The organism is Saccharibacillus sacchari DSM 19268, from assembly GCF_000585395.1.
In the GTDB taxonomy this organism is placed as follows: Bacteria; Bacillota; Bacilli; order Paenibacillales; family Paenibacillaceae; genus Saccharibacillus; species Saccharibacillus sacchari.
Map to the genome: position 1 here is coordinate 1310623 of NZ_KK073875.1, position 20484 is coordinate 1331106.

At 54.8% G+C, this 20484-nt stretch carries 18 protein-coding genes; 7 read left to right on the forward strand and 11 right to left on the reverse strand.

Features of this window, described 5'->3' with window-relative positions:
- Positions 1-387: 387 nt before the first annotated feature.
- Together SACSAC_RS05765 and SACSAC_RS05770 are read right to left on the reverse strand one after the other, a co-directional pair.
- Positions 388-789 (reverse strand): iron chaperone, encoded by a 402-nt coding sequence (locus SACSAC_RS05765; protein WP_037292143.1) that lies wholly within the window; start codon positions 787-789, stop codon positions 388-390.
- Between the two features lie 194 nt (positions 790-983).
- Positions 984-1871 carry a fructose bisphosphate aldolase gene (locus SACSAC_RS05770; protein WP_037284428.1) on the reverse strand — a complete coding sequence of 296 codons (888 nt, stop codon included), beginning with the start codon at positions 1869-1871 and terminating at the stop codon, positions 984-986.
- Positions 1872-2053: 182 nt separating this feature from the next.
- Between SACSAC_RS05770 and SACSAC_RS05775 the strand changes: the two genes are divergently transcribed.
- Positions 2054-3046, forward strand: coding sequence for a DUF4003 family protein (locus tag SACSAC_RS05775; RefSeq protein WP_037284431.1), 993 nt, complete (start codon positions 2054-2056; stop codon positions 3044-3046).
- 7 nt (positions 3047-3053) lie between these two features.
- Here the strand turns inward: SACSAC_RS05775 and SACSAC_RS05780 are convergent, their stop codons facing one another.
- The 4 genes from SACSAC_RS05780 to SACSAC_RS26845 form a co-directional block, all read right to left on the reverse strand.
- Complete coding sequence (locus tag SACSAC_RS05780; protein WP_037284434.1) at positions 3054-3656, reverse strand: hypothetical protein; 603 nt, start codon at positions 3654-3656, stop codon at positions 3054-3056.
- Positions 3649-5241, reverse strand: coding sequence for a glycosyltransferase family 39 protein (locus tag SACSAC_RS05785; protein WP_037284436.1), 1593 nt, complete (start codon positions 5239-5241; stop codon positions 3649-3651). The genes SACSAC_RS05780 and SACSAC_RS05785 overlap by 8 nt, the downstream gene beginning before the upstream one ends.
- Before the next feature lie 160 nt (positions 5242-5401).
- Entirely contained in the window at positions 5402-5866 is a 465-nt protein-coding gene (locus SACSAC_RS05790; RefSeq protein WP_037284439.1) for a hypothetical protein, read from the reverse strand.
- A 149-nt stretch (positions 5867-6015) separates the two neighbouring features.
- A complete protein-coding gene (locus SACSAC_RS26845; protein WP_051506897.1) occupies positions 6016-6966 on the reverse strand; it encodes a DUF2262 domain-containing protein in 951 nt (316 codons plus the stop codon).
- A gap of 430 nt (positions 6967-7396) precedes the next feature.
- Here SACSAC_RS26845 and SACSAC_RS05800 point away from each other — a divergent pair, with 430 nt between their 5' ends.
- On the forward strand, positions 7397-9004 hold the full coding sequence (locus tag SACSAC_RS05800) for a flavocytochrome c (protein WP_245608586.1): 1608 nt from the start codon (positions 7397-7399) through the stop codon (positions 9002-9004).
- 182 nt (positions 9005-9186) lie between these two features.
- Here SACSAC_RS05800 and SACSAC_RS05805 read toward each other — a convergent pair whose 3' ends face one another.
- Both SACSAC_RS05805 and SACSAC_RS05810 read right to left on the reverse strand, forming a co-directional pair.
- Complete coding sequence (locus tag SACSAC_RS05805; protein WP_037284443.1) at positions 9187-9963, reverse strand: hypothetical protein; 777 nt, start codon at positions 9961-9963, stop codon at positions 9187-9189.
- Positions 9960-10583, reverse strand: coding sequence for a hypothetical protein (locus SACSAC_RS05810; RefSeq protein WP_037284447.1), 624 nt, complete (start codon positions 10581-10583; stop codon positions 9960-9962). Before SACSAC_RS05810 ends, SACSAC_RS05805 begins: the two co-directional genes overlap by 4 nt.
- 133 nt (positions 10584-10716) lie before the next feature.
- Between SACSAC_RS05810 and SACSAC_RS05815 the strand changes: the two genes are divergently transcribed.
- Positions 10717-11391 (forward strand): response regulator transcription factor, encoded by a 675-nt coding sequence (locus SACSAC_RS05815; protein ID WP_037284450.1) that lies wholly within the window; start codon positions 10717-10719, stop codon positions 11389-11391.
- Positions 11388-12449 carry a sensor histidine kinase gene (locus tag SACSAC_RS05820; protein WP_037284454.1) on the forward strand — a complete coding sequence of 354 codons (1062 nt, stop codon included), beginning with the start codon at positions 11388-11390 and terminating at the stop codon, positions 12447-12449. Before SACSAC_RS05815 ends, SACSAC_RS05820 begins: the two co-directional genes overlap by 4 nt.
- Before the next feature lie 18 nt (positions 12450-12467).
- On the opposite strand, the gene SACSAC_RS05825 is transcribed toward SACSAC_RS05820, so the two are convergent.
- Positions 12468-12947, reverse strand: a complete 480-nt coding sequence (locus tag SACSAC_RS05825) for a hypothetical protein (RefSeq protein ID WP_037284457.1) — start codon at positions 12945-12947, stop codon at positions 12468-12470.
- Positions 12948-13445: 498 nt separating this feature from the next.
- Here SACSAC_RS05825 and SACSAC_RS05830 point away from each other — a divergent pair, with 498 nt between their 5' ends.
- Positions 13446-14939: a hypothetical protein gene (locus SACSAC_RS05830; RefSeq protein WP_037284460.1), complete on the forward strand. Its 1494-nt coding sequence runs from the start codon at positions 13446-13448 to the stop codon at positions 14937-14939.
- Positions 14923-16368 carry a sensor histidine kinase gene (locus tag SACSAC_RS05835; protein ID WP_051506899.1) on the forward strand — a complete coding sequence of 482 codons (1446 nt, stop codon included), beginning with the start codon at positions 14923-14925 and terminating at the stop codon, positions 16366-16368. The genes SACSAC_RS05830 and SACSAC_RS05835 overlap by 17 nt, the downstream gene beginning before the upstream one ends.
- A 543-nt stretch (positions 16369-16911) precedes the next feature.
- Here SACSAC_RS05835 and SACSAC_RS05845 read toward each other — a convergent pair.
- Positions 16912-18453, reverse strand: a complete 1542-nt coding sequence (locus SACSAC_RS05845; protein WP_037284466.1) for a WD40 repeat domain-containing protein — start codon at positions 18451-18453, stop codon at positions 16912-16914.
- Positions 18454-18579: 126 nt separating this feature from the next.
- Between SACSAC_RS05845 and SACSAC_RS05850 the strand changes: the two genes are divergently transcribed.
- The gene (locus tag SACSAC_RS05850) at positions 18580-19473 is read left to right on the forward strand and encodes a prenyltransferase/squalene oxidase repeat-containing protein (RefSeq protein WP_037284469.1); all 894 of its coding nucleotides are present in this window, start codon (positions 18580-18582) and stop codon (positions 19471-19473) included.
- A gap of 288 nt (positions 19474-19761) precedes the next feature.
- On the opposite strand, the gene SACSAC_RS05855 is transcribed toward SACSAC_RS05850, so the two are convergent.
- A complete protein-coding gene (locus SACSAC_RS05855; protein ID WP_037284472.1) occupies positions 19762-20469 on the reverse strand; it encodes a DNA alkylation repair protein in 708 nt (235 codons plus the stop codon).
- Between the last annotated feature and the right edge of the window lie 15 nt (positions 20470-20484).

The window sequence follows — 20484 nt, forward strand, 5'->3', positions numbered from 1 at the left end:
TCATCTTTCATTTAGCCAAAATTTTCTACTTTTTTCGCGATTTTTCCTGTATTTTCGACTTCGGATGTTTAAATTCTTTTAAATTCAATTTTTTACGAGTAAATTGTGCGGTTTTCAGCGATTTCGCTTTAATCCTCCACTCATGACAAAGACCGTATTTCTTCCGTCAAAAACGGAAAAAACACGGCCGCTTTAACCTATTACCCTTTCAACTCTTAATCACAGGTTTACGTTTTCCTGAAACGCACACGCTTTAGGTACGATTCCGTCGGAGAATTCGTACATGGGTCAAGTACGAATTCTCAGGAGAGCGTATTCCTACCTTTAGTGTTGACAAGGGACTATTTGCTTGATTCCGATCCGAGCTTCGTCGACTTGCATAAAGGATTATGCCTTCGGCTTTCCCTTCTTATTCTTTTTCAATTCGGCTGCGGCAAGGCTTTCTTCTACGCGCAGTCGAACCATTCGTCTGATGAGTTCTTCGGGCAGCGGCTGATCGAACGGAAATTGGACAGATCCCTTCGCATTCTTATAGACAGCAAGCTCCTTCGCGAAGGCATCAATCCCGCTTGGCGTCGGATAAAAACCGATATGCCCTTTGAAGCCGCCAAAATGGACCAGATTACCATGCAAGGTGAACGTAGGCATGCCGTAACTGATCTTCTCTCCCGCCTCCGGAACTTCTTCCCGAATGATACGGCGCAGCTCCGAAAGTCTGCGCTGTACCTCTTCTGAAAAATCCGCAATATAAGCATTGACGGCAGCGACTCCAGGGTCGATCTCCTTCATATGATCTCCCTCCGTTTCTTTTCCCGATACTTGCTCGCTCTCTTGCTTCATTCCATCATAATCGAATACGATCAGGCGCTCAATCCATTCCTGTTATTCTTTTTCAAGATAGCAAAAAAGCCGTATTTGCCTTCATGCTAACATGGAAGCAAATACGGTTTGATTCTTCTTCGATGACTTAGCGCCTTTATCGCTTAGGTGATTGAAGCCTTATAAATGGACTCTACGGAACGTGCCAATGTTTCATTAAAGTCGGCTTCGGTTTGACCGAAACTCAGACCTTCCGCCAACGCCCGAGAGAAACTGGCAATAAGTCCGGGATTGCGCGCAAGATGCTCATTGGCTTCCTTCTGCGGAAATCCGCCTGAAAGAGCCACGACGCGCACGACATGCGGGTCCTGCATCAGCTCGCTGTAAAAGCCGTCCTCAACCGGAATCGATAGTTTCAGCATCACCCGGACATCAGGGTCAAGAGCAGCAAGCTGCCGGTTAAGCTCCGCTTTCAACAACCGTTCCGATTCTTCCCGATCTTCGCTCAAAATGTTGACCTCCGGCTCGATGATCGGGATCAGTCCCGCTGCAAAGATTCGCTTGCCGACTTCGAATTGTTGATCCGCGACCTGCTTGATTCCTTCCGCGTTCGCTTCATGAATAACGGAGCGCATTTTCGTGCCGAAAATCCGCTTGTCCGCGGCCCGCGCCAAAAGCGCATCCAGATCCGGCATCGGTTTCATGAGCTGCACGCCATTTTCCTGTACGTCGAGTCCTTTGTCCACTTTGAGAAACGGAACGACGCCTTTGTTTTCCCACAGATAATCCGCGGTCGATTTCCCGTCGATTTCGCGGTCCATCGTGTTTTCGAACAGGATCGCGCCCAAAATATGCTTGGAATCGAACGCCGGGCTTTGAATGATCCGCGTCCGCATCGTATGCACCGCGGTAAACATGCCTTCCTCGTCCGTATAGGCGTCTTCGGCGACTCCGTATTGCAGCAGCGCTTTCGGCGTACTGCCTCCGCTCTGATCGAGCGCTGCCACGAATCCTTTCCCCGTCCGCATCCGCTCCAACTGTTGCTCGTTCATTTCCAATCTCCCCTTTCGAATGTTCCGTACTCCGAATGCAATGCCCGCCGGTCGGGCTCCTCTATCCATTACCCGCCCAAGCCGCTTGCGCTACTGTTCGAATCCGTCTTTTTCCAACTGAGGATATGGTACACTTGAAGAAGGAGTTTTCTCCGACGAATTTTGAAGACAGGGGTGCAGTGATGAATCCGACAGACTTGAATCTACTTCAATTATTAGCAACCAACACGCAATCCGTCAAAAAGGAGTTCGCCTGGCACAACATAAGCATTTCAAGGCTTGCTGCCATGCTGTACGCCGCCGAAGACCGGACCGCCGATCCTTCGGCACTCCGAAACATCCACGATATGATCAAAGAAAATACAGGCGCCTTCTCGATATTCCGCGGCACGTTATCTGTCGCGATCGCAGCCATGCTGTCGTTGGCGGATGATCCGCAGCATCGCCTGGATGATACATTGAACACCTACGAACAAATGAAAGCACATAAATTCAAGCCTTCGGATCATCTCGCCATGGCTGCCTACGAAATCACGCAGCATACGAAGCCGGAACAACGCGAAGCGGTCATTCGGCGAACCCGAATCTTTTACGACGGCATGAAAGAAAATCACCGCTTCCTGACTTCCCACGACGACTATGTATTTGCCGCAATGCTCGGTCTATCCAATCTTGACCCGGAGCCGGCGTTGAAGCATATGGAGCAGCTTTATGCCGAATTGAAGCCCGAACTGCGCGTCAGCAACGGTTTGCAGTCCCTGACTCAACTGCTGGTGCTCGGCGATGCGGATTGGCATGCGACGGCTCGTCTGCACGAATTGCGCGAAGCGTTCAAGCAGCGAAAAATCCGGATGGATCGGGACTTTACGCTGCCGTCGCTCGGCTTGCTCGCTTTACTGCCGATCGACGTGCGGGTAATTGCGGACGAGATCGAAGAAAACATCGCCTATATCCGAACGCAAAAAGGCTACGGCGCTTGGTCGGTCACGGATCGGGAGTTGCTGCTGCTCATCTCGTCCTTGTATATCTCGCGCAGTGTAGGAGAAGCCCGCCAAGGCCTTTCCACTTCGACCGCGTCTACGGCGCTGACCAACCTGGTGATTGCGCAGCAAGCCGCGACGATCGCCACCGTAACCGCGATCGCGGCGGCAAATTCGGCTGCTTCGTCGAGTTGATCGGGTACTATTCCAGCACGCGAATGCGTTCTACGGTTTTCGTGCCTTCCGCATACCAGACCATAACAATCTGACCTGCTGTCAGTTCAGAAGCGCCGTCAGTCGCAGTATCCGAGGCTTCGCCTGGCGTTCTTGTCGATTCCCGTGAAGTTCCGGCGCGCGATCCGCTGTCTCTATCACCTTGGCGGCCGCCGGATCGATTCGACATGCCGGAGGAGATATCAACGTCTCTGCTCAACACAAGTTGCTGTTCTTCCCCTGTCGCCAGCCATTCGCTTTGCCCGTCAGCAGCTCCGCCCGGCGACCGCGCCCCGTCTCCGGTAGCTGTCGACCCCCGTTCCAGCAGTTCCAATGTCACGGTATCTCCGTTTACGGCCGTTATTCTGCCGATTAGATCCGAGTCAATCGCTTCGCGCATTCCTCCCGTATTTCCGCCGAAGCCGCCGCCCGGCATCCCCATTTGAACATTGGCGCCTCCAAGACCCGAACCGTTTCTAAAAGCTGTTGACGTCGTGCTCGGAATGTTTTGAGCGGTAATCGCGTCGCAGGCGGCAAGCAGCATGGAGAGCGCGAGTACGGAAGCCGACGCTCCGATTCTTTTTTTACCCATGGATCTCTTCCTCCTTATCCAGCGATAAACGTTTGCCGAATGCGGTGTTCGCCAGCAGCGCAAGCGTGTCCTTAAAGCCCAGGTACGACAAAATAAGCAGCAGCGGGTAGACCGGATACAGATAACGGGACTTGATCTCCCATAGCAGATAAAACGCGATAAAGCCCAGCAGCACGAGCACGAGCAGCACCTCCGCATAGCGCCGGGCGCGAATGCCTGTCAGCAATCGCGCTGCCGCCAACGCGTACATCGAGATCGTGGACGCGTACAGCACCCATAACAGACCGGAACGCGCGGCCGAATCGCCTTCGAACAGCTTGGTCAGCCAGGTATCGTAGCTGTAGCTGCCGGAGATCGGCGAAGCGCCGAAGCTTCTGCCGGATGACGAAGCATTCCCGATTCCGTAGCGGTCGATCTGGTAGGTGCCTTCCGTCCAGACCCAGACCAGCTTTTTGTAGTACATGCCGATCAGCTCACCCGGAGTCGCCTCCGATAGCTTTTCCCGAATCGAGGCTTTGTACAGTTCGGCGCTCTCGGCTTTATCGTAATCCGCTTCATTCTGGTAAATCCGATAACTCTCCATATTGTCCCAGAATCCGAAGCGTTCCAGATTAATGCCCATGTTGAGCCACATATAGACGGGCGCGGAATTGGCGGATGCCGATTCTTCGGTGGCTCCCGTCGCTTGAAGCGACAGATTTTGCGTCCATGCCGGCACGTTGAATAATGCACCCAGCACCAACAGCGACAGCAGGCTTCGGCGAATGCCGATCTTTCGAACCGCGAGCAAAATATAGATGGCCGAGGCAATCAGGATAAGCGTGCCGATCCCCCGGAAATAGTTGCCGAGCGCCAGCAGCACGGCAGCGAAAACGATATAGCGGAACCGTTTCGTTTTTACGAACCGAATGACGAAATAAATAGCCGAGGTCAGCAGCGCCGTGCCGATGACGTCGTTGTAGATGAGGTTGGGCATAAGCAGCGACGGCACGTAAAACGCGGCCAACGCCAGCACGACATAATCGTTCCCTTTTTCCCGGCCGACCAACTCCCGATGGATCAGGTAGATCATGAAAGTCGTCAGCAGCGAGAACAGAATATTGAAAACCTTGATCGTCACATAATTATCCGGAAAGATCGCCAGCAGCGTCTTCAAGTAAATCACGGTGGAAAAGTTGAACGGAAACATATGCAAATATCCGCCCGCGTCGAACGTCGAATAATCATTTCGGTACAGCATGTCGAGCGCTAATGACAATACTGTCTGCGAATCGTCGGTCGGCAGTCTGGGCAGCAGGAAGATCAACGCAAGCTGCAGCAGCAGCGATGCGCCCAGCACAATCGGCACGACGAGTGTCGCGCGATAGCGATTCAGCTTGCGGCAAAACCGATACCCGACCAGCGCCAGCGCAAATAAGACGATCATCAGCAAAATGAGCACGATCGGCTGTTGGGTATTCAGTATCGGATTATCGCCGTAAGCAGCATAATTATATTCGGCTCGGACGAAGAAAGACGAGACGACGAACAAGCCGAAGAATACGGTCAGAATCAGGTAAAAGGATTTTTTCAACACTTGCGGCATGGTCCAGCTCCTTCGCGGAAATTCGTTCGGTCAACGTTCAGTATAGGCAACGAGTCTGAAAATAAGCTGAAATTCAATGCGTTAAAATGAAAAAAGCGGCCCGCCGATGTAATCGGACGATGCCGCGAGTCCCTTGTCAACGCTAAAAGCAAGATTACGTTCAACCTTCCGCAGGCTCCAAACGGATCGTTTCCGAGCGTTTGCCGTTGTTCCAAATCAGCAAAAGTTCCACGCTGCCGGCATCGTCGGGTCTGTACTCCGTCGTGACCAGATCGCGAAGCAAATACACGCCGTTTTCCGGCGCTTTTTTCACGACCATGCCTCCGCTGCCCGATTCGATATCGACGCCGTAATACGAATATTTCACCTCGCCGACCGGCGCCGGGCCGGTACCTTCGTACGAAGCGGTCAAGCGTGCCCGCAAACGCCCTCCGTCTTCGGGTACGTACATCGAATATTCCGCCGACCAGGCTTCGCCTTCTCCTTCGTAATCCCGCATGTCCGACGTTTGCGCCGTATCGGATTTCGCCGTTTGAGCCTGCGGTTCGGATGCGTTTTCCGTCGCATTCCCGCAGCCGCCGAGCAGAGCCATGATTCCCAAAGCTGCCATCAGTCTTTTATACATATCGGTCTCCCCTCCGCGACGGCTCTTTCCGTTCCCCGATCATCGCGCCTCTTACGTTATTTGTAACCGTTTTGGCGCACGAAAAAACGAACCGAAAGTCCCATTTACGGTTCGTTTTGATTTTTTTCATACCTTAAGACCTATCCCGTCTACCCCATCATTTCTGCTGACATCCATTCCCCGTCAGCGCTTCGACGAACGCAGATCGAATGTCCCCAGAACAAATCGCCGTCTTCGTACCATAACGTCATTTCTTCGTCTTCATCCAACGTCAGCGATTCGAGCGTCATCCGTCCGGCAAAATCGTCTTCCGTCAATTCTTCTTCGTTCTCGTCCAGCCAAGAGTCGTTTTTAACTTCCAGCAGCTGCTCGGCCGCATAACGACGGGCTGCCAGATCCAACGAGGCTAGTTCTTCCGTTAGTTTCTGCAAGGCGGGAACAAGTTCGAGCGCCCGCTCCCTTTCGGCCGACTCCAGGTTGAGCGTAACCGCGCGATCTTCGAGATGCGTTTCTCCGCCGAACCATTGATACTCGGATTCGAAGACCAACGTACCGCCGTTCCACGGAATCGGCGGATTGTCGGCAGCGGTTCGCTTGACGGGAGGCGGCGGCACGACCGTTTGCTCCATGGCGTAAAAAGCTTGCTCGATCTCCTCTTCCGTCGCTCCCGTCATCAGGATGTCCAACTCGCGGAAAGCCATGCCCATCTGGCGCTGCGTCGCTTTGACAATGCGCCCTTCTTCCGATTCGAACACGAAACGTCCGTCTTCGCCTTCTTCGTCTTCCTCATACCCGATTCGCTTCGGGACAAAGGAAGGCGGGATCGGGATATGCGTCCAGGAAGATCCGCCCGAAGGAAAGCAGCGGTAAAGATCGGCGCATAGCAAAGATTCGGCTCCGGACTCCGTTTCTTTGTTCAGCACGCGGATTCGGCCGTCCGGTTGACGGAAAGCATGTTTGGGCTGAATCAGGACCACTTCGGCGTCGTCGGACGAGGAAGCATGCAGCGCTTGGATTTCGGAAAGTTTTTGGATGGCTTCAGGTTTGCATATGTAGGCGTTTTGGACGAGTTGCAGCGTTGCGGTTGTGTCGTGGTACATGGGGGAACACTCCTTTCTGGTTGTTATTATGATAGCACTTTTGCTCGGGGTGGCGCTGCGGGAGAAATTCGTTCGAGGCGCTGTCTCACCCGGAAAAGTCAATTGAATTTTTAGTGGAGTTTTCCGGGTTCAAAGGCGTCTCTCACTGAATTTCTCCCTTCGCTGGGCTATCGTTTTTTGTGGGGGAAGTAGGCAGGTCCTATGCGTGGTCAACCTGTTTTTTCTGATATAAAAATCACTTAACTCTCTACTTTCTTTTGCTTTCAAAAGTTTAAAAAGTCTTTAAATACTTAAACAACCTGCTTTGAGGCTTGTTTATGAGATTTTAGTGAAAAAATTCACTAACTATGTCGAATTTCGATGCTATACTCGGACCGACGAGAAGGAAGATGATTGGCCTTTTCGAAAAAGAGAGGTTCAGGGGGTAAGAATGATGGGACGAAAGAATAAGACTTTAACGATTCTGCTGATGTTGGCGTTGTCGGTGATGCTGGTGATCGCGGGGTGTGGCAGTTCGGCGGGGACGACTCAAGAAGCGGCCGGAGCGGATAGCGCCAAGGTAGCGGAAGGAACGGCAGCGGATAACTCGACGGCGGGAACGGAATCTGCCGATAAGGAAAAAGAAGAAGCGACGGAAGCCACTTCGGGGGCGTCCGAAATGGTCGGATATACGCCGCTGGATCAGCTTCAGGAGCGTTATGATATCGTTATTATCGGCGGCGGCGGCGCGGGGATGACGGCGGCGCTCGAAGCGAAAGCGGCGGGCATGAACCCGGTCATTTTCGAAAAGATGGAAGCCGCAGGCGGCAACACGCTCAAATCGTCTTCCGGCATGAATGCTTCGGAAACGAAATTCCAGAAGGAACAAGGGATTGAGGACAGCAATGATCTGTTCTTCGAGGAAACGCTGAAAGGCGGCCATGATACGAACAATCAGGAGATGCTTCGTTACTTCGTCGACAACTCGGCAAGCGCGATCGACTGGTTGGATTCGCAGGGCATCACGCTCGACAATATCACGATCACGGGCGGCATGAAGGAAAAACGGACGCATCGTCCGACGGACGGCTCCGCAGTCGGTCAATATCTCGTCAGCGGTCTGGTTGCCGATGTGCAGGAGCAAGGGATTCCGTTGTTCGTGAACGCTAACGTCAAAGAAATCACTCAGGAAAACGGACAAGCTAATGGCGTGAAAGTCGTATTCGACGGCAGCGAAGAGAAAACGATCTCTGCGAGTGCCGTTATCGTGGCGACAGGCGGCTTCGGCGCCAATCAGGAACTGATCAAGCAGTACAGACCCGATCTTGAAGGTTATGTAACGACGAACCAACCGGGCAGCACGGGCGACGGGATCACCATGATCGAAGCGCTCGGCGGCACGGCGGTCGATATGGACCAAATTCAGGTTCACCCGACCGTCAATCAGGAAAAATCGTATTTGATCGGCGAAGTCGTTCGCGGCGAGGGCGGCATTCTCGTCGACAAAGCGGGCAATCGTTTCGTGAACGAAATGGATACCCGCGATAACGTAACGGCGGCGATCACGAAGCTGGACAACCGCGAATCGTACCTCATCTTCGATTCCGGCGTCAAATCCCGTGCCAAAGCAATCGAGCAATATGCCAAAATGGGTCTGGTGCAAAGCGGCGATACGATCGAAGCATTGGCCGAAGAAATCGGTCTGCCCGCGGACGGCTTGAAAGGAACCCTCGACGCCTGGAACGAATCCGTAGCCGATAAAAAAGATGCTGCGTTCAACCGCGAAACCGGCATGGACCACGATCTGTCCGGCGCTCCTTACTACGCGGTGAAGATCGGTCCCGGCATCCACTATACGATGGGCGGCGTGAAGATCAACAACAATACCGAGGTGCTGAATACGACAGGCGAAGCCATTCCTGGACTCTATGCGGCCGGCGAAGTCACGGGCGGCCTGCACGGCCAGAACCGGATCGGCGGCAACTCGGTCGCGGAGATCGTGATCTTCGGCCGCGAAGCGGGCGTAAAAGCGGCGGAATTCGTGAAGGCGAATCCGTAATCGACACGAGAATTAATCGTTATACTCCAACAAGCTCGACACTTTCAAAAAAGTTCGGTTCAGTCTGTTCGCAGACGGAAACCGGGCTTTTCTTTTCGCCTTTTTTTACATAAGGCCATCCCTTAATCTCCCCCACGCCCATTGTGCCGCCCGAATCGCCTTTCCTCCGTTTACGCTTACGCTCAAGCTCCTTCTTCGACTGTATGCGAAAGTTCGACCGAGGCGGCTGGGCTTGGATGTCCGGCGAAAACAACGTGCGTAACAGAAGTTGCTGCTCCCGGTCCTTCCGCATTTGCCTCTTTTTCGACGTCCAAAGACCGCAGCGCATAAGAAGCCCTCAGCGCCATGCCCAGACCGATCAGCAAAGAGACGCCGCCGAGCAGAACGCCGATCAATCCGTTATACGTAGACATATCGCGTTCTTGCGCCACCGACAACAATGCCGTCTGCGTCAAAGCCAACGTAAACAGCGAGAACGCCAGATTCGTCAGCTTGATCGCCGTTACCAAAGGTTTTTTCGCTTTGCCCGCGACGAACATTCCGAACACTGCCACCCCGATCTCGGTAAAAGACACGGCCGCGATCAGCAATGCCGCATTCAGCGAATAGGCAGGCGCATGATCGAAGTGCCATACCGCTATGCTATACAGCAGAAAAATCAAACTGGAACCGCCCGTAATCAAGCCCATGTTCAAATAACACAACCATTCCTCTTCGTCTGTTGACTGTTCATCCGTTGACTCCGCTTCCCCAGACTGCCGGGCCTTGTTGTACATGCGATGACTCCGAACCGCCGCAAGCTTGGCCGTCGCCATCCCCGCATTGCAAAACGCATATAAACATAGCAGCAGCGAAGCTCCGAACAATCCGAGTGCCAGCTTCGCTACCGCAATCAGAATGTTAAATCCCGCCGAGCAAGCCGCAAAGCGGATCTGCCGCTCCAGTCTCCCCGCCGTCACCGCTGATCACCCGGGCCATAACGAAACGACGTTCCATCCCCATGCCAAAAAGGAAAGTCGGGCAAAACAAGCTGATCCAACCCGCCGGCCAATAGTCCTATGCCGCCCGCCAGCACTCCGGCCGCAAGCAAAATGGAGGCCAGTTTGAGACGCGTCCAAGCGAAGCGGCGTGGTTTTTGGGCAGGAGTCCCCAATGTTTCGTCCATGCCGGAGAGCCGAGGAACAGTTTTGCGAGGACGCCCGGAAGCCATCCGCATAAAGCCGCTTGCCGCGGCTCCCGCCCCGATCAGAAACAACATCATGATCCCCAACGCGAAAAAACCTCCGCCGAACGCCAGCATCGTCGCGCCCATCCCCTGTTCGCGGTTCGTCAGTCCCGTCCACAAGCCGCTTCCGCCCGCGATCGCCGATCCGGCCACCGCGCAATATCCGGTGACCACCATCCCCCATCCCCCCGCAAAAAAGAGCAGCCGCATCAACAGAAACATCATTTTGAACGGAAGCAGAAACGGCGCGAAGATCGACTTGATCACGATTTCCGGCTCTTCCTTTTCCGAGCCCTGCCAACCGCGCCCCTCTCGCTCGTTCTCCTCCATTCTCCAGTTATCCGCATGTCGCATAAGCCACTCTCCCTCTGTTTTTTTCCAGAATAACGCCGCATTATAAATCGAAAATAAACGCCTGCCCGGGATCCGTTTATCTTCCGTTTAGCTTGGCGGGCTATATAATGAAAAAAGAAAGGGGTGGGCGGATTTGTTCCATATTTTGATTGCCGAAGATGATCGCAACGCCAATAAATTGATGAGCGCCGTTCTGCGAAACGAAGGGTATACGGTGACCTGCGCTTTCGACGGACGCGAAGCGCTGGAGAAGCTGGAAAGCCACCAATTCGACCTGATCGTCGCCGACGTGATGATGCCGCATATCGACGGATACGAGCTGACGCGCATGCTGCGCGAGGCTCAGTACCGACTGCCGATCCTGATGGTCACCGCAAAGGAATTGCCGGAGGACAAGCACAAAGGCTTCCTGGTCGGAACCGACGATTACATGACCAAGCCCGTGGATAAAAAGGAGATGCTGCTGCGGATTCAAGCGCTGCTGCGACGTTCGCAAATCGTCAATGAGCGCCGCATCGCCATAGGCGGCGTGACGCTGAATTACGATGCGCTGAACGTATCGCGGGGAGACGAGGTCCAAGCGCTCCCGCCGAAAGAATTTTACCTGTTGTACAAGCTGCTCGCGTATCCGGGACAGGTGTTCACGCGCATTCAACTGCTCGACGAAATCTGGGGACTGGAAACGGAAAGCGCGGAGAACACGATTACGGTGCATATCAATCGTCTGCGCAAGCGCTTTGAAGCGTACTCCGAATTCGAAATTCAGGCAGTCCGAGGTCTAGGGTACCGTGCGGTGAAGAACGCGTGAAAAAAATCAGATCGTCCGCGTCCACGCTGAGCATGTTTTTGCTGCTGTCGATCAACTTGTTCGTCATCATCTTATTCCTGCTGACGGCTGCGGCTTTTACAAGTATGCTGTTGATCCGTTTGGGCTGGATTCCCGACAACTTCTACGAACAGCCTAGCGTGCCTCTTCTGGTCTTCGCCTATCTGATCAGCGTGTTCATCGGCGTCGCCATTCTGATCATGGTCAACAGCGTGCTGATCAAGCCGCTTCGGCGCATGATCGCGGCCATGAACGAATTGGCGAAAGGCAACTTCAGCACGCGAATCCGTCTGGGCAAAGGCTCGCATTCGCTGGAAATCAACGAATTCGCCAACAGCTACAACAAGGCGGCGGAAGAGTTGGGCGGCGTCGAGCTGCTGCGCAAAGACTTCATCAACAACTTTTCGCATGAGTTCAAGACGCCGATCATCTCGATCAAAGGCTTTGCCGAGCTGCTTCGCGAAGGCGCGGTAACCGAAGAAGAGCGCGACGAGTATCTGGATATCATGATCGCGGAATCCGATCGCTTGGCCCAACTTGCGAGCAGCATTCTGGAATTGTCCAGACTGGAATCAAGCCGCATCGAATCGGAAAAAGAAACCTTCTCCGTAAGCGAACAGGTCCGCCGAGTCATTCTGATGGCCGAAAGCAAATGGTCCGCGCGGGATCTGGACTTTGACTTGGAGATTGAAGAGGCGGACTATATCGGCAGTTCACGGCTCATGAACCATGTATGGGTGAACGTGCTGGACAATGCCATTAAGTTCTCGCCGGACGGCGCGAAGCTGACGATCCGGGTGATCAACGAAGCCAAAGCGGTACGGGTATCGATTCGCGATGAAGGTCCGGGAATGGACGAAGCCACATTGACGCGTATTTTCGATCAATTTTATCAAGGCGACACGTCGCACGCGTCCGAAGGCAACGGCCTCGGGATGACTCTCGTCTATAAGGTACTGCGGCTGCACGAAGCGGACATTCATATCGACAGCGCGCCTGGCACGGGAACGACGGTTACCGTAACGCTTCCCGCACCGTGACGAACGCTCAGCCCGGGTTCAAAGCATCAGCGGCGTTCCCGGGAACCAGATCATCCGCAAACCGTCCAGCGCCAATCCGATCCCTACTGCGGATAAGCCGCTGCCGAGCAGGATCAACACGCAGGTGTTCGCCAGACTTTTTCCGCTGCAGTAAGCTTCTTCCAACGTTCGGTTTTCGATGAATCGATCATTCGGCGACGAGGACGAGCCCTGCATTTTCCGTAAAAAACGACTGCTGAAGCGCAGCGTCAAGCGGCTCAACGGGAGTACCGCCGACAGCAGGATCGCGCCCGCTCCCAGACCCAACAGCATCGCGCCCGGCCCTCCGGCCATATTTTGGATGCCGGCATGGAAGCCGTAGGCGGACATCGAAGCCAAGACGGCCGTGACGAGACTGCCGGATATAATCAGCGCGACATTCAATAGAATATAAAAACTTTTCAGCGCGGTCGCGATCATGTAAAAAGGCAGCATCGGCGGAAGTTCGTTCGTTTTCATGGGTGATCCTCCTTCAGTTCTTCGGTTGATGCCCTTATGTTAACAGCGGAAAATAAATTCAAGGTAAACGATAGATGGGGGGGTTCGAAGCGGGGGCGCTGCGTTGGAGTAGGGGTAAGAAGAGCGAAAATGCTGAGGTTTCTCATCGTTCAACGTCTGCCTCATAGCTTGACCAAGCTACTGGAGGCAGGCGTTTTTGGTTTGTTTCACGGATCAAAACGGATTGAAAGCGCTCTTATTTTTTAGGGGATCGAGGTTGTTTTTCACAGTTTGAAATCGGTCGAAATTTTCTTCTTGACCTGCGTGCGTTTAACTGCGAAAATGAACCGCTGAAACGTTTGTTTGTCGCATTTCCGGCGCCGAAGCCGATATATAAGAATAGTACCTTTTCAACGCTAAACGTAAGGTTGCGGCCGCCCGAAATGCATGCAAAGCGCGTGTATTTCAGGCGAACGCAATCTTCCGATTAAAGCTTATTCTGTTAAGGAGAACCCGCTCATGAAAGCACTTAAAATCGCCGGCCTGTTGTCGCTGCTCATCGTCGGCGGATGCGGACGGATCGCTTCTCCGGGCGATCTGCTGCACGCTCCCAATCTCGCGAACGAAGAACAAGCTTTGTACCGGGCGGTGCAGCCTTTCCTGCCCGCAGGCTACCAGCTCACCACGCCCGACCAATCAGACCAGGGAAGCGCGATTCGCCTGGCCGACCTGGACGGCGACGGTGACGAAGAACTGATCGTTTCCTATAAAAAGCCCGATACCGATTACGAGGTCAACGTCATGATCTTGACCCAGCGCGGCGGCGCCTGGCAAAAGGCCGACCAAATTACGGGCAGCGGGATGAATCTCGATTATCTCGGAATCAAGCCGCTGACGGACCGTTCGTCGTCCGAACTGCTGCTCGGTTACGACAGCGGCGGCTCGGGATTGCCCCGAGAGCTGTTTGTCTACTCCTTCTCTGGCGGCCAAGCCGAAGAAATCTTCCATGAGTCGTACGACCAGATCGCGGTAGGCGACTTGATCGGCAGCGGCATGGAACAGATTGCGGTCGTCCCCCCTGCCGTCGATGCCGAAGATACGCATTCGCAGATTCGTCTGATCGGCGAAAAAAACGGCAAACTGTCCCTGTTGGCCGAGAGTCGAACCGACGGCTCCGTGACCAACATGCAGATCGAACGGGCCGCGACGAATATCGACGGCTTGTTCGCCCAAATCATGAGCACGACCCGATCCGGTTACGCCGTACTGCTGACCTGGGAAAACAATGATCTGGTGAATATCCTGTCCCTTTCGCAAAAGTCTTACGACGCACGCGTGTCCAGACAAGACTTGAAACTGGAAGCTCCCGACCGTAATCCCGATCTCTCCTCTACGGAAAACAAGTGGTGGATTGATTATCCGGCTAAAAATCGGGATGTCGACGGCGACGGCATTTTGGAAACGGCGCTGCCGACTCCGCTGCCGAGCGTCGAAAGCGCGTCCGGCACGCCCCAGCTTTGGAGCGATTCGTATTACCGTTGGAACGGGAATCAAACGATGGAATTCGTCGAAGACCGATTCTGGCAGTGGGGCTACGACCTGCGCATTCCGAGCCGCTGGCTGGGCGAATACCGGATCGAGCTTCCGACCGGCAGCGAAAACGCCGCCGGCGAAGTACGCTTTACCTATTCCGCGAAAAACGATACCGGAAATACCGTTGCTCTGCCCCTGCTGACCTTGCGCCAAATGACGAGCGAGGCGTGGAACGCATTAAAACCCGTGTTGGAAAGCCGGCAAAGCGAATATGTCGTGCTCGGCAGCACTGGCTCGGTGATCCCGGGCAACTCCTCCCTCGTTACGGTTGCTTTGCTTCCGGACGGCAACGGAGATTTGACCGGAAAGGCCGCGCGCGATTATGAAGCGCTCCGTCTCACGATTGCCGAAGTCCATCAGTTGGCGGGAATCAGCGCGGATGACGAAGAGGAGGCGAGCAGCGATGTTGAAAAGCATTAGGGGACGACTTCTGCTTCAGATCGGCCTGCTGCTTCTGACGATCGTAGTGCTGCTCGAAATGATCTTTGCCGCAGCCGTGTCGACGTATTACTTCGACAGTGCCAGGCAGATCGTTCAGTCCCGCGCCGTCACGGCGGCAACCTTGTCCAACCAGTTCATGGAAGGCTACACGCTGCCCGAGCGAGCCCGTTACATTCTGGAAAACCTGGTTCCGAGCGAAAGCAGCCGCGTCGAGGTACTGGATCTGCAAGGACGCACCGTCGTCGATTCCTACGGCTTCTCCTCGTCCAAACGGATCCGGACCGCGGATGTGCGTATTGCCCAACAAGGCGGAGTCGGCAGTTACTCGGGTTATTCCAATGCGTTCAAGCAGCGCATCATGGCCGTATCCAGCCCGCTCGTCAGCTACGGCGAAGTGATCGGCACATTGCGCTTCTCCGTGTCGACGGAACCTTTATACGACGAAGTCGCCAAACTGGTTGTATGGGCGATCGGGATCGGCGCCGCCGTGCTGCTGCTCGGCTTCGGCCTCAGTCTGATCATCGCCCGCCAGATCGTCGGGCCGATCAAGGAGCTTACCGTCATTTCCCGAAAAATGGCGACCGGAGACTTTACAGCAAAAGCCGTGCGCCAGAACGACGACGAAGTCGGCACGCTGGCCGATTCGTTGAACCATATGAACGAAGAATTATCCAAAAGCGAGAAGATGAAAAACGACTTCATCTCGACCGTTTCCCATGAACTGCGCACGCCGCTCACCTCGATCAAAGGCTGGGGCGAAACGCTGGTCGTCGGCGGATTGGATGACGACGAGACGACCCTGAAAGGGCTAAGCGTCATTACGAACGAGACGGATCGGCTGATCGGACTCGTCGAAGACCTGCTGGATTTTTCCAAATATCAAGCCGGGGAAATCAAGATGCGCTCCGTGCCGGTAGACTTGAACCTGCTGCTTCAGCAGTTGGATTTGCAGTACAGTTGGGCAGGCAACAAGCGGGGCGTTACGCTGAGTACCTACCTTCCCGACGAACCGCTTCCGATGCACGCCGATCTCAATCGGCTGAAGCAGGTTTTCGTCAATGTGCTGGATAACGCGATCAAGTTCTCCGATCTCAACGGCGAAATCCGCATGACCGCATCGTGCGAAGACTTGCAGGTCCACGTCTCCGTGCAGGATGACGGCGAAGGCATTCCGGCCGAAGACCTCGAACGCATCGGCCGCCGCTTTTACAAAGGCAGCTCCAAAATGTCCGGCAGCGGCCTGGGGCTTGCGATCAGCAAAGAGATCGTCCGCCTGCACGGAGGACGGATCAAGATCGAGAGCGAGTACGGCATCGGTACGACGGTGACCGTGACGCTTCCGCTCGCGGTCGAAGAATTCATGTCGGGATCGGAAGTTGCGACGCATCTGGCTTCGTCGGACAAATGAGGCGGAGAGGCTACTCGACTCGTATTGTGGAGAAGGTCTTGTTCCTGTCGCCGTCTCGAAGCTTTTCTTCGCGAGCCGTTTTGTCAGTAAGGCCGGCGGCTAGTACCTTGACTTGCCCCGGCACGACTGCGAAAAAGTTCTTTGCTGAGAACAAAAATTCGGCAAAATCTACTTCCATCGAGGTTTGAAGACATGCCCTAGCGGATTGCATGTCCGTTAGAACGCTGATTTTCAGGATTTTCAATGCGTAACGGATCGTACGGACGCTTAGACCGGAAAAATGGATGAATCGGGGCAAAAATCAGCTTTTTTCACCGTTAAGCGTCCTCTCAATCCGTTAAAAATCTCAACCTCCCGATTCGTGGCGTTAAGAGTCATATCGGTCCGTTACACGCCATCGTCTCCGGATCACCCTTGCTCGATCGGCCGAACGAACCGATGCGGAGTCGGGACTACGCTAACCTCTCGAAGCGGATATCATCAATCGATCAAAGGCGAACCCCAGCGTTCGCCTTTTTGTCGATTTTCCATATGACATCCACCCTATTCCAAACTGTTCCAAGCACGGACGGCCTTTTCGGCGCCGGTCGCAAAAAGACGGTCGCCTTGAAAGCACAAAGCCTGGATGCCGCCTTTGAGCCCTTGAAAATAACGGGCTTCGCCGTCCAAAGACAGTTCGATGATCGTGCCGTTGGCCAGGCCCAAAAGCAGGTGATTACCGTCCGGGTGCCAGGCGGCGGTGTAGACGGCGCTGCGGAATGTACCGTAGACCGGCAGGCGGTATACGAATTCGCCGGTATGCGCATGCAGCAGCGCGAACGATTCCGGACCGTGCAGGTCGTCGGCAAGTCCTCCGACGGCCAGGTAACGGCCGCACGAACTGAGCGCGAGCGCGTAGACGCGCATGCTCTCATGCAGGTTTCTTTTCCAAACGAACCTGTCTTCCGCGCGATCGAAGCAGGCTGCCGTCCAATAACCGTCCGATCCGTACAGCTTTCGACCGTCGGGCGAAACGGCCAATTCTTCGATCGCCGAACCTTCGTACGATCCGAACGCGTCGGCGAATACCTCTTGCGAGATGATCGTTCGCCAGCTTCGCGACCGATAATCGACTTCGATCAGGTGATGCGCCGCCGGATCGAGCGCTTCGCGCAGCCAGGGATATCCGTCGACGGCTTGGTCGGATATCCGCAATCGGCTGCCGTCGACGATCGCGCACGGCGAGTTTTCGTCGAAATCCCGGTCGCTCTGGTCTTTGCGCGGCACCGCGGCCAAAAACGATTCTTGCTCCGGTACCCATGCGAACGGCGGACTGAGCGGGAATGGCACGGCGGAAAGCAATTCCAGCGGAGACGGCCTGTACAGATTGACGTGCGCCCGGCGTCCTTGAGACAGCGGTCCGTCCGACAGCAGCGCTTCGCGGTCGGATCGCAGCGCAAGTATGCGGCCTCCTCCGGTCCGTTCGTCCGTACATTCCAGCGCATCGCCGCTTCGAAGCTGGATGCCGGGAACGCTGGAGATATAGGAGCCTCCTTTGTAACCGTGCAGCAGTTGTTCATCGTCCAACGCGATCAGCGCCGAGTAAGAAGCCCGAGGTTCGGACTTGGCGACCAGCCGTTCTTTTTTCCGGTAACGCATCGCCGAAGTTCCTTCGTTCCAAGCGATCAGATGAACCGGCACCGTCCCTTTGGCCGCCGTATCGGGCAGCGTATACAACGGCGCAGCATGCTCGGGAGGAAGCGGGCTGTAAATATCGCCGCTTTGCAGATCCAGTGCGCGCCAACCGAACAGGGCGGCGAGGCGAAGCCGAAGCTGCGCATACGCCCACAGCGCCCCGCGTGCTCGCAGATCGTTCCATGCCGCATGCGTGTCCAGCGCATTGCAGCCGGCTTCGCCGTCCGCGTCTCCTTGCGCATCGATATGCGACAGGTCGATACTCATCCAGCGGCCGTCCGACTCGTAGAGCCATTGACGTTCCGAGACTTTTTTCAAAACCGGAAACCCTTCAAGCAGCAGCCGGCATTCCTCTAACGTTTTCGTATCGGCATAATCCGGCAAAGCGCCGATTCTGACGTCCTGGCTCATGATTACATTCACTCCTTTTCCGCGAAGAATTAGGATAAAACCATCATATAACGGACGTTTCGCCTTGGGCAAAAGTCGCGCGTCAGCTATACTGCAAGTAATGGATTTTCGCAAAGGAGAATGGTTATGCCTACCCGACAAGCCGTTACGGCCGAGATCGAAGCTTCAATCGCATTCCTTGAAAACACCTCCCATTTCGAGCGCGAGCATGACGAAATCAGCCGCGGCAAATGGAACGGAGCCTGGTGGCATATGGCCGCTTTGTATGAAATGGGCGAGGTCCGGCGCATCCCGGAGTCCGCGATTGTTCAGGCGAAGCATTTGCTTCGGACGCGCATATGGCCCGTGTTCGTCATTCGAAGCAGCGATGCGCCCGCGCGCGAAGAAGACATGGACCGCTGGGACTGCTGCCACTGCGAACTTGCCGTTTTTTATCAGATTCTTGCCGCCTACGGCTGCGACGTCGATACGGAAATGCCTTGGATCCGCGAATGGCTGCTGAAGCATCAACTGCCGGACGGCGGATTGAACTGCGACCCCGAGGCCTATGTGCATTCCCGCAAAAGCTCGATCGTCTCCACCCTGCCGCCGCTCGAAGCGATACTGCGGCACACGCATCGGCCGTTCACGGAGCAGGAAAAAGCGTTTTTGGACGAAGGCGCGCGCTACTTGATCGAGCATCGGCTGGTCTGTTCCAAAACTAGCGGCGAAGTGATTAGTGCAGAATGGCTGAAGCCGTGTTTCCCGAGATTTTTCGAATATGACCTGCTGCGAGGGCTGTCGTTCCTGACGGAGTGGTCAAGGAAACGAGGAAAGCCGCTGCCGGACGGGTTCGTCGAAGAAGCGATGGCGCGTGTCGCTGATTATTCGGACGGGGAAAACGTACGGATCGGACGGCAGGTCTGGGACCCGGAAGGCGAATGGGGCGGCGAGACGTTCGGGTTGCTGGAAGCCCTGCCGGGAATCGGAGAAACGTCGGAACAATTAAGCCGGGAGCTGAAAGCCTCGGTAAACAGGTAGAACGTCGCGAAGCAAAAAGACCGCTCTTTGTAGAAGCGGTCTTCAGGCTGTCGGGAAAGTTACGGCTGCGAGTGAATAAAGAAAGCTGCGAAAGAAATTCGTTCAAGACGCTGTCTCACTCGGAAAATGGATTGAACTTAAATAAGGAGTTTTCCGAGTTCAAAGGCGTCTTTCACTGAATTTCTTTCTCCGCCTTCTTTATTCCAGCTATGTTGAGGTTTCTCGACACATTAAAGACCGCGCTCCATAGAGGCGGTCTTTTTGCTTCGCCTTATCCGGCTTGAACCGTTAACACCGCACATGCTTTCGCTTAAAGCCTACCCGATTTTTCTCGACGAATTTGCGGATGTTTTCCGAAGTATGCAGCTCTTTAATTTTGCCCGCTTCTTGTCCGACTTGCACCGGTTCCATTGCCCGCGCCGTCTCGACGGCCCGTTCGTGCAGCGGCGCATACGAGACGGCGACCGTGTACACGAAGTTGGCCATCGCGTATTTGGCGCGTTCCGGCGCTTCGTGAATGGTCTGCTCGACTCTCTTCAACATCGCATCCAACTTCTCCGTCTCGAATTCGCTGTCTTTCCGGCTCCCGAGCAGCCAGCAGTAACAGCTCCAGCCCGCCGACATCCGAAGTTCTTCTTCGCTGTCGATCCACTTGTCCGCCACCGCTTGCGCGATATCCGTTTCCGACAGCGTCACGGCCACGACGTAATCGGAGATCATGTAAAAATAAGCCGCGTCGATCCAGCGGTCGAAGTCTTGTTCCGTCATCTTCGCCGGATCAGCGATCACGCCCGCGAAATACATGGCGTCGTAATTGCCGGTCGCGTACAGCTCCTCGGCAAGCGCCTGATCTTTCTTGATCGCTTTCGACATGGGCTTCATCGCTCCGGTCGCCACGCCGAATACCGGCTCGCGCGCGCCGCTCGACGCATACCGTTTTTTCGTGCGTTCCGTGCCGAGCGATTGCAGTTCATTCATGACGTCTTCCCGATTCATGGACTTCCCTCGCTT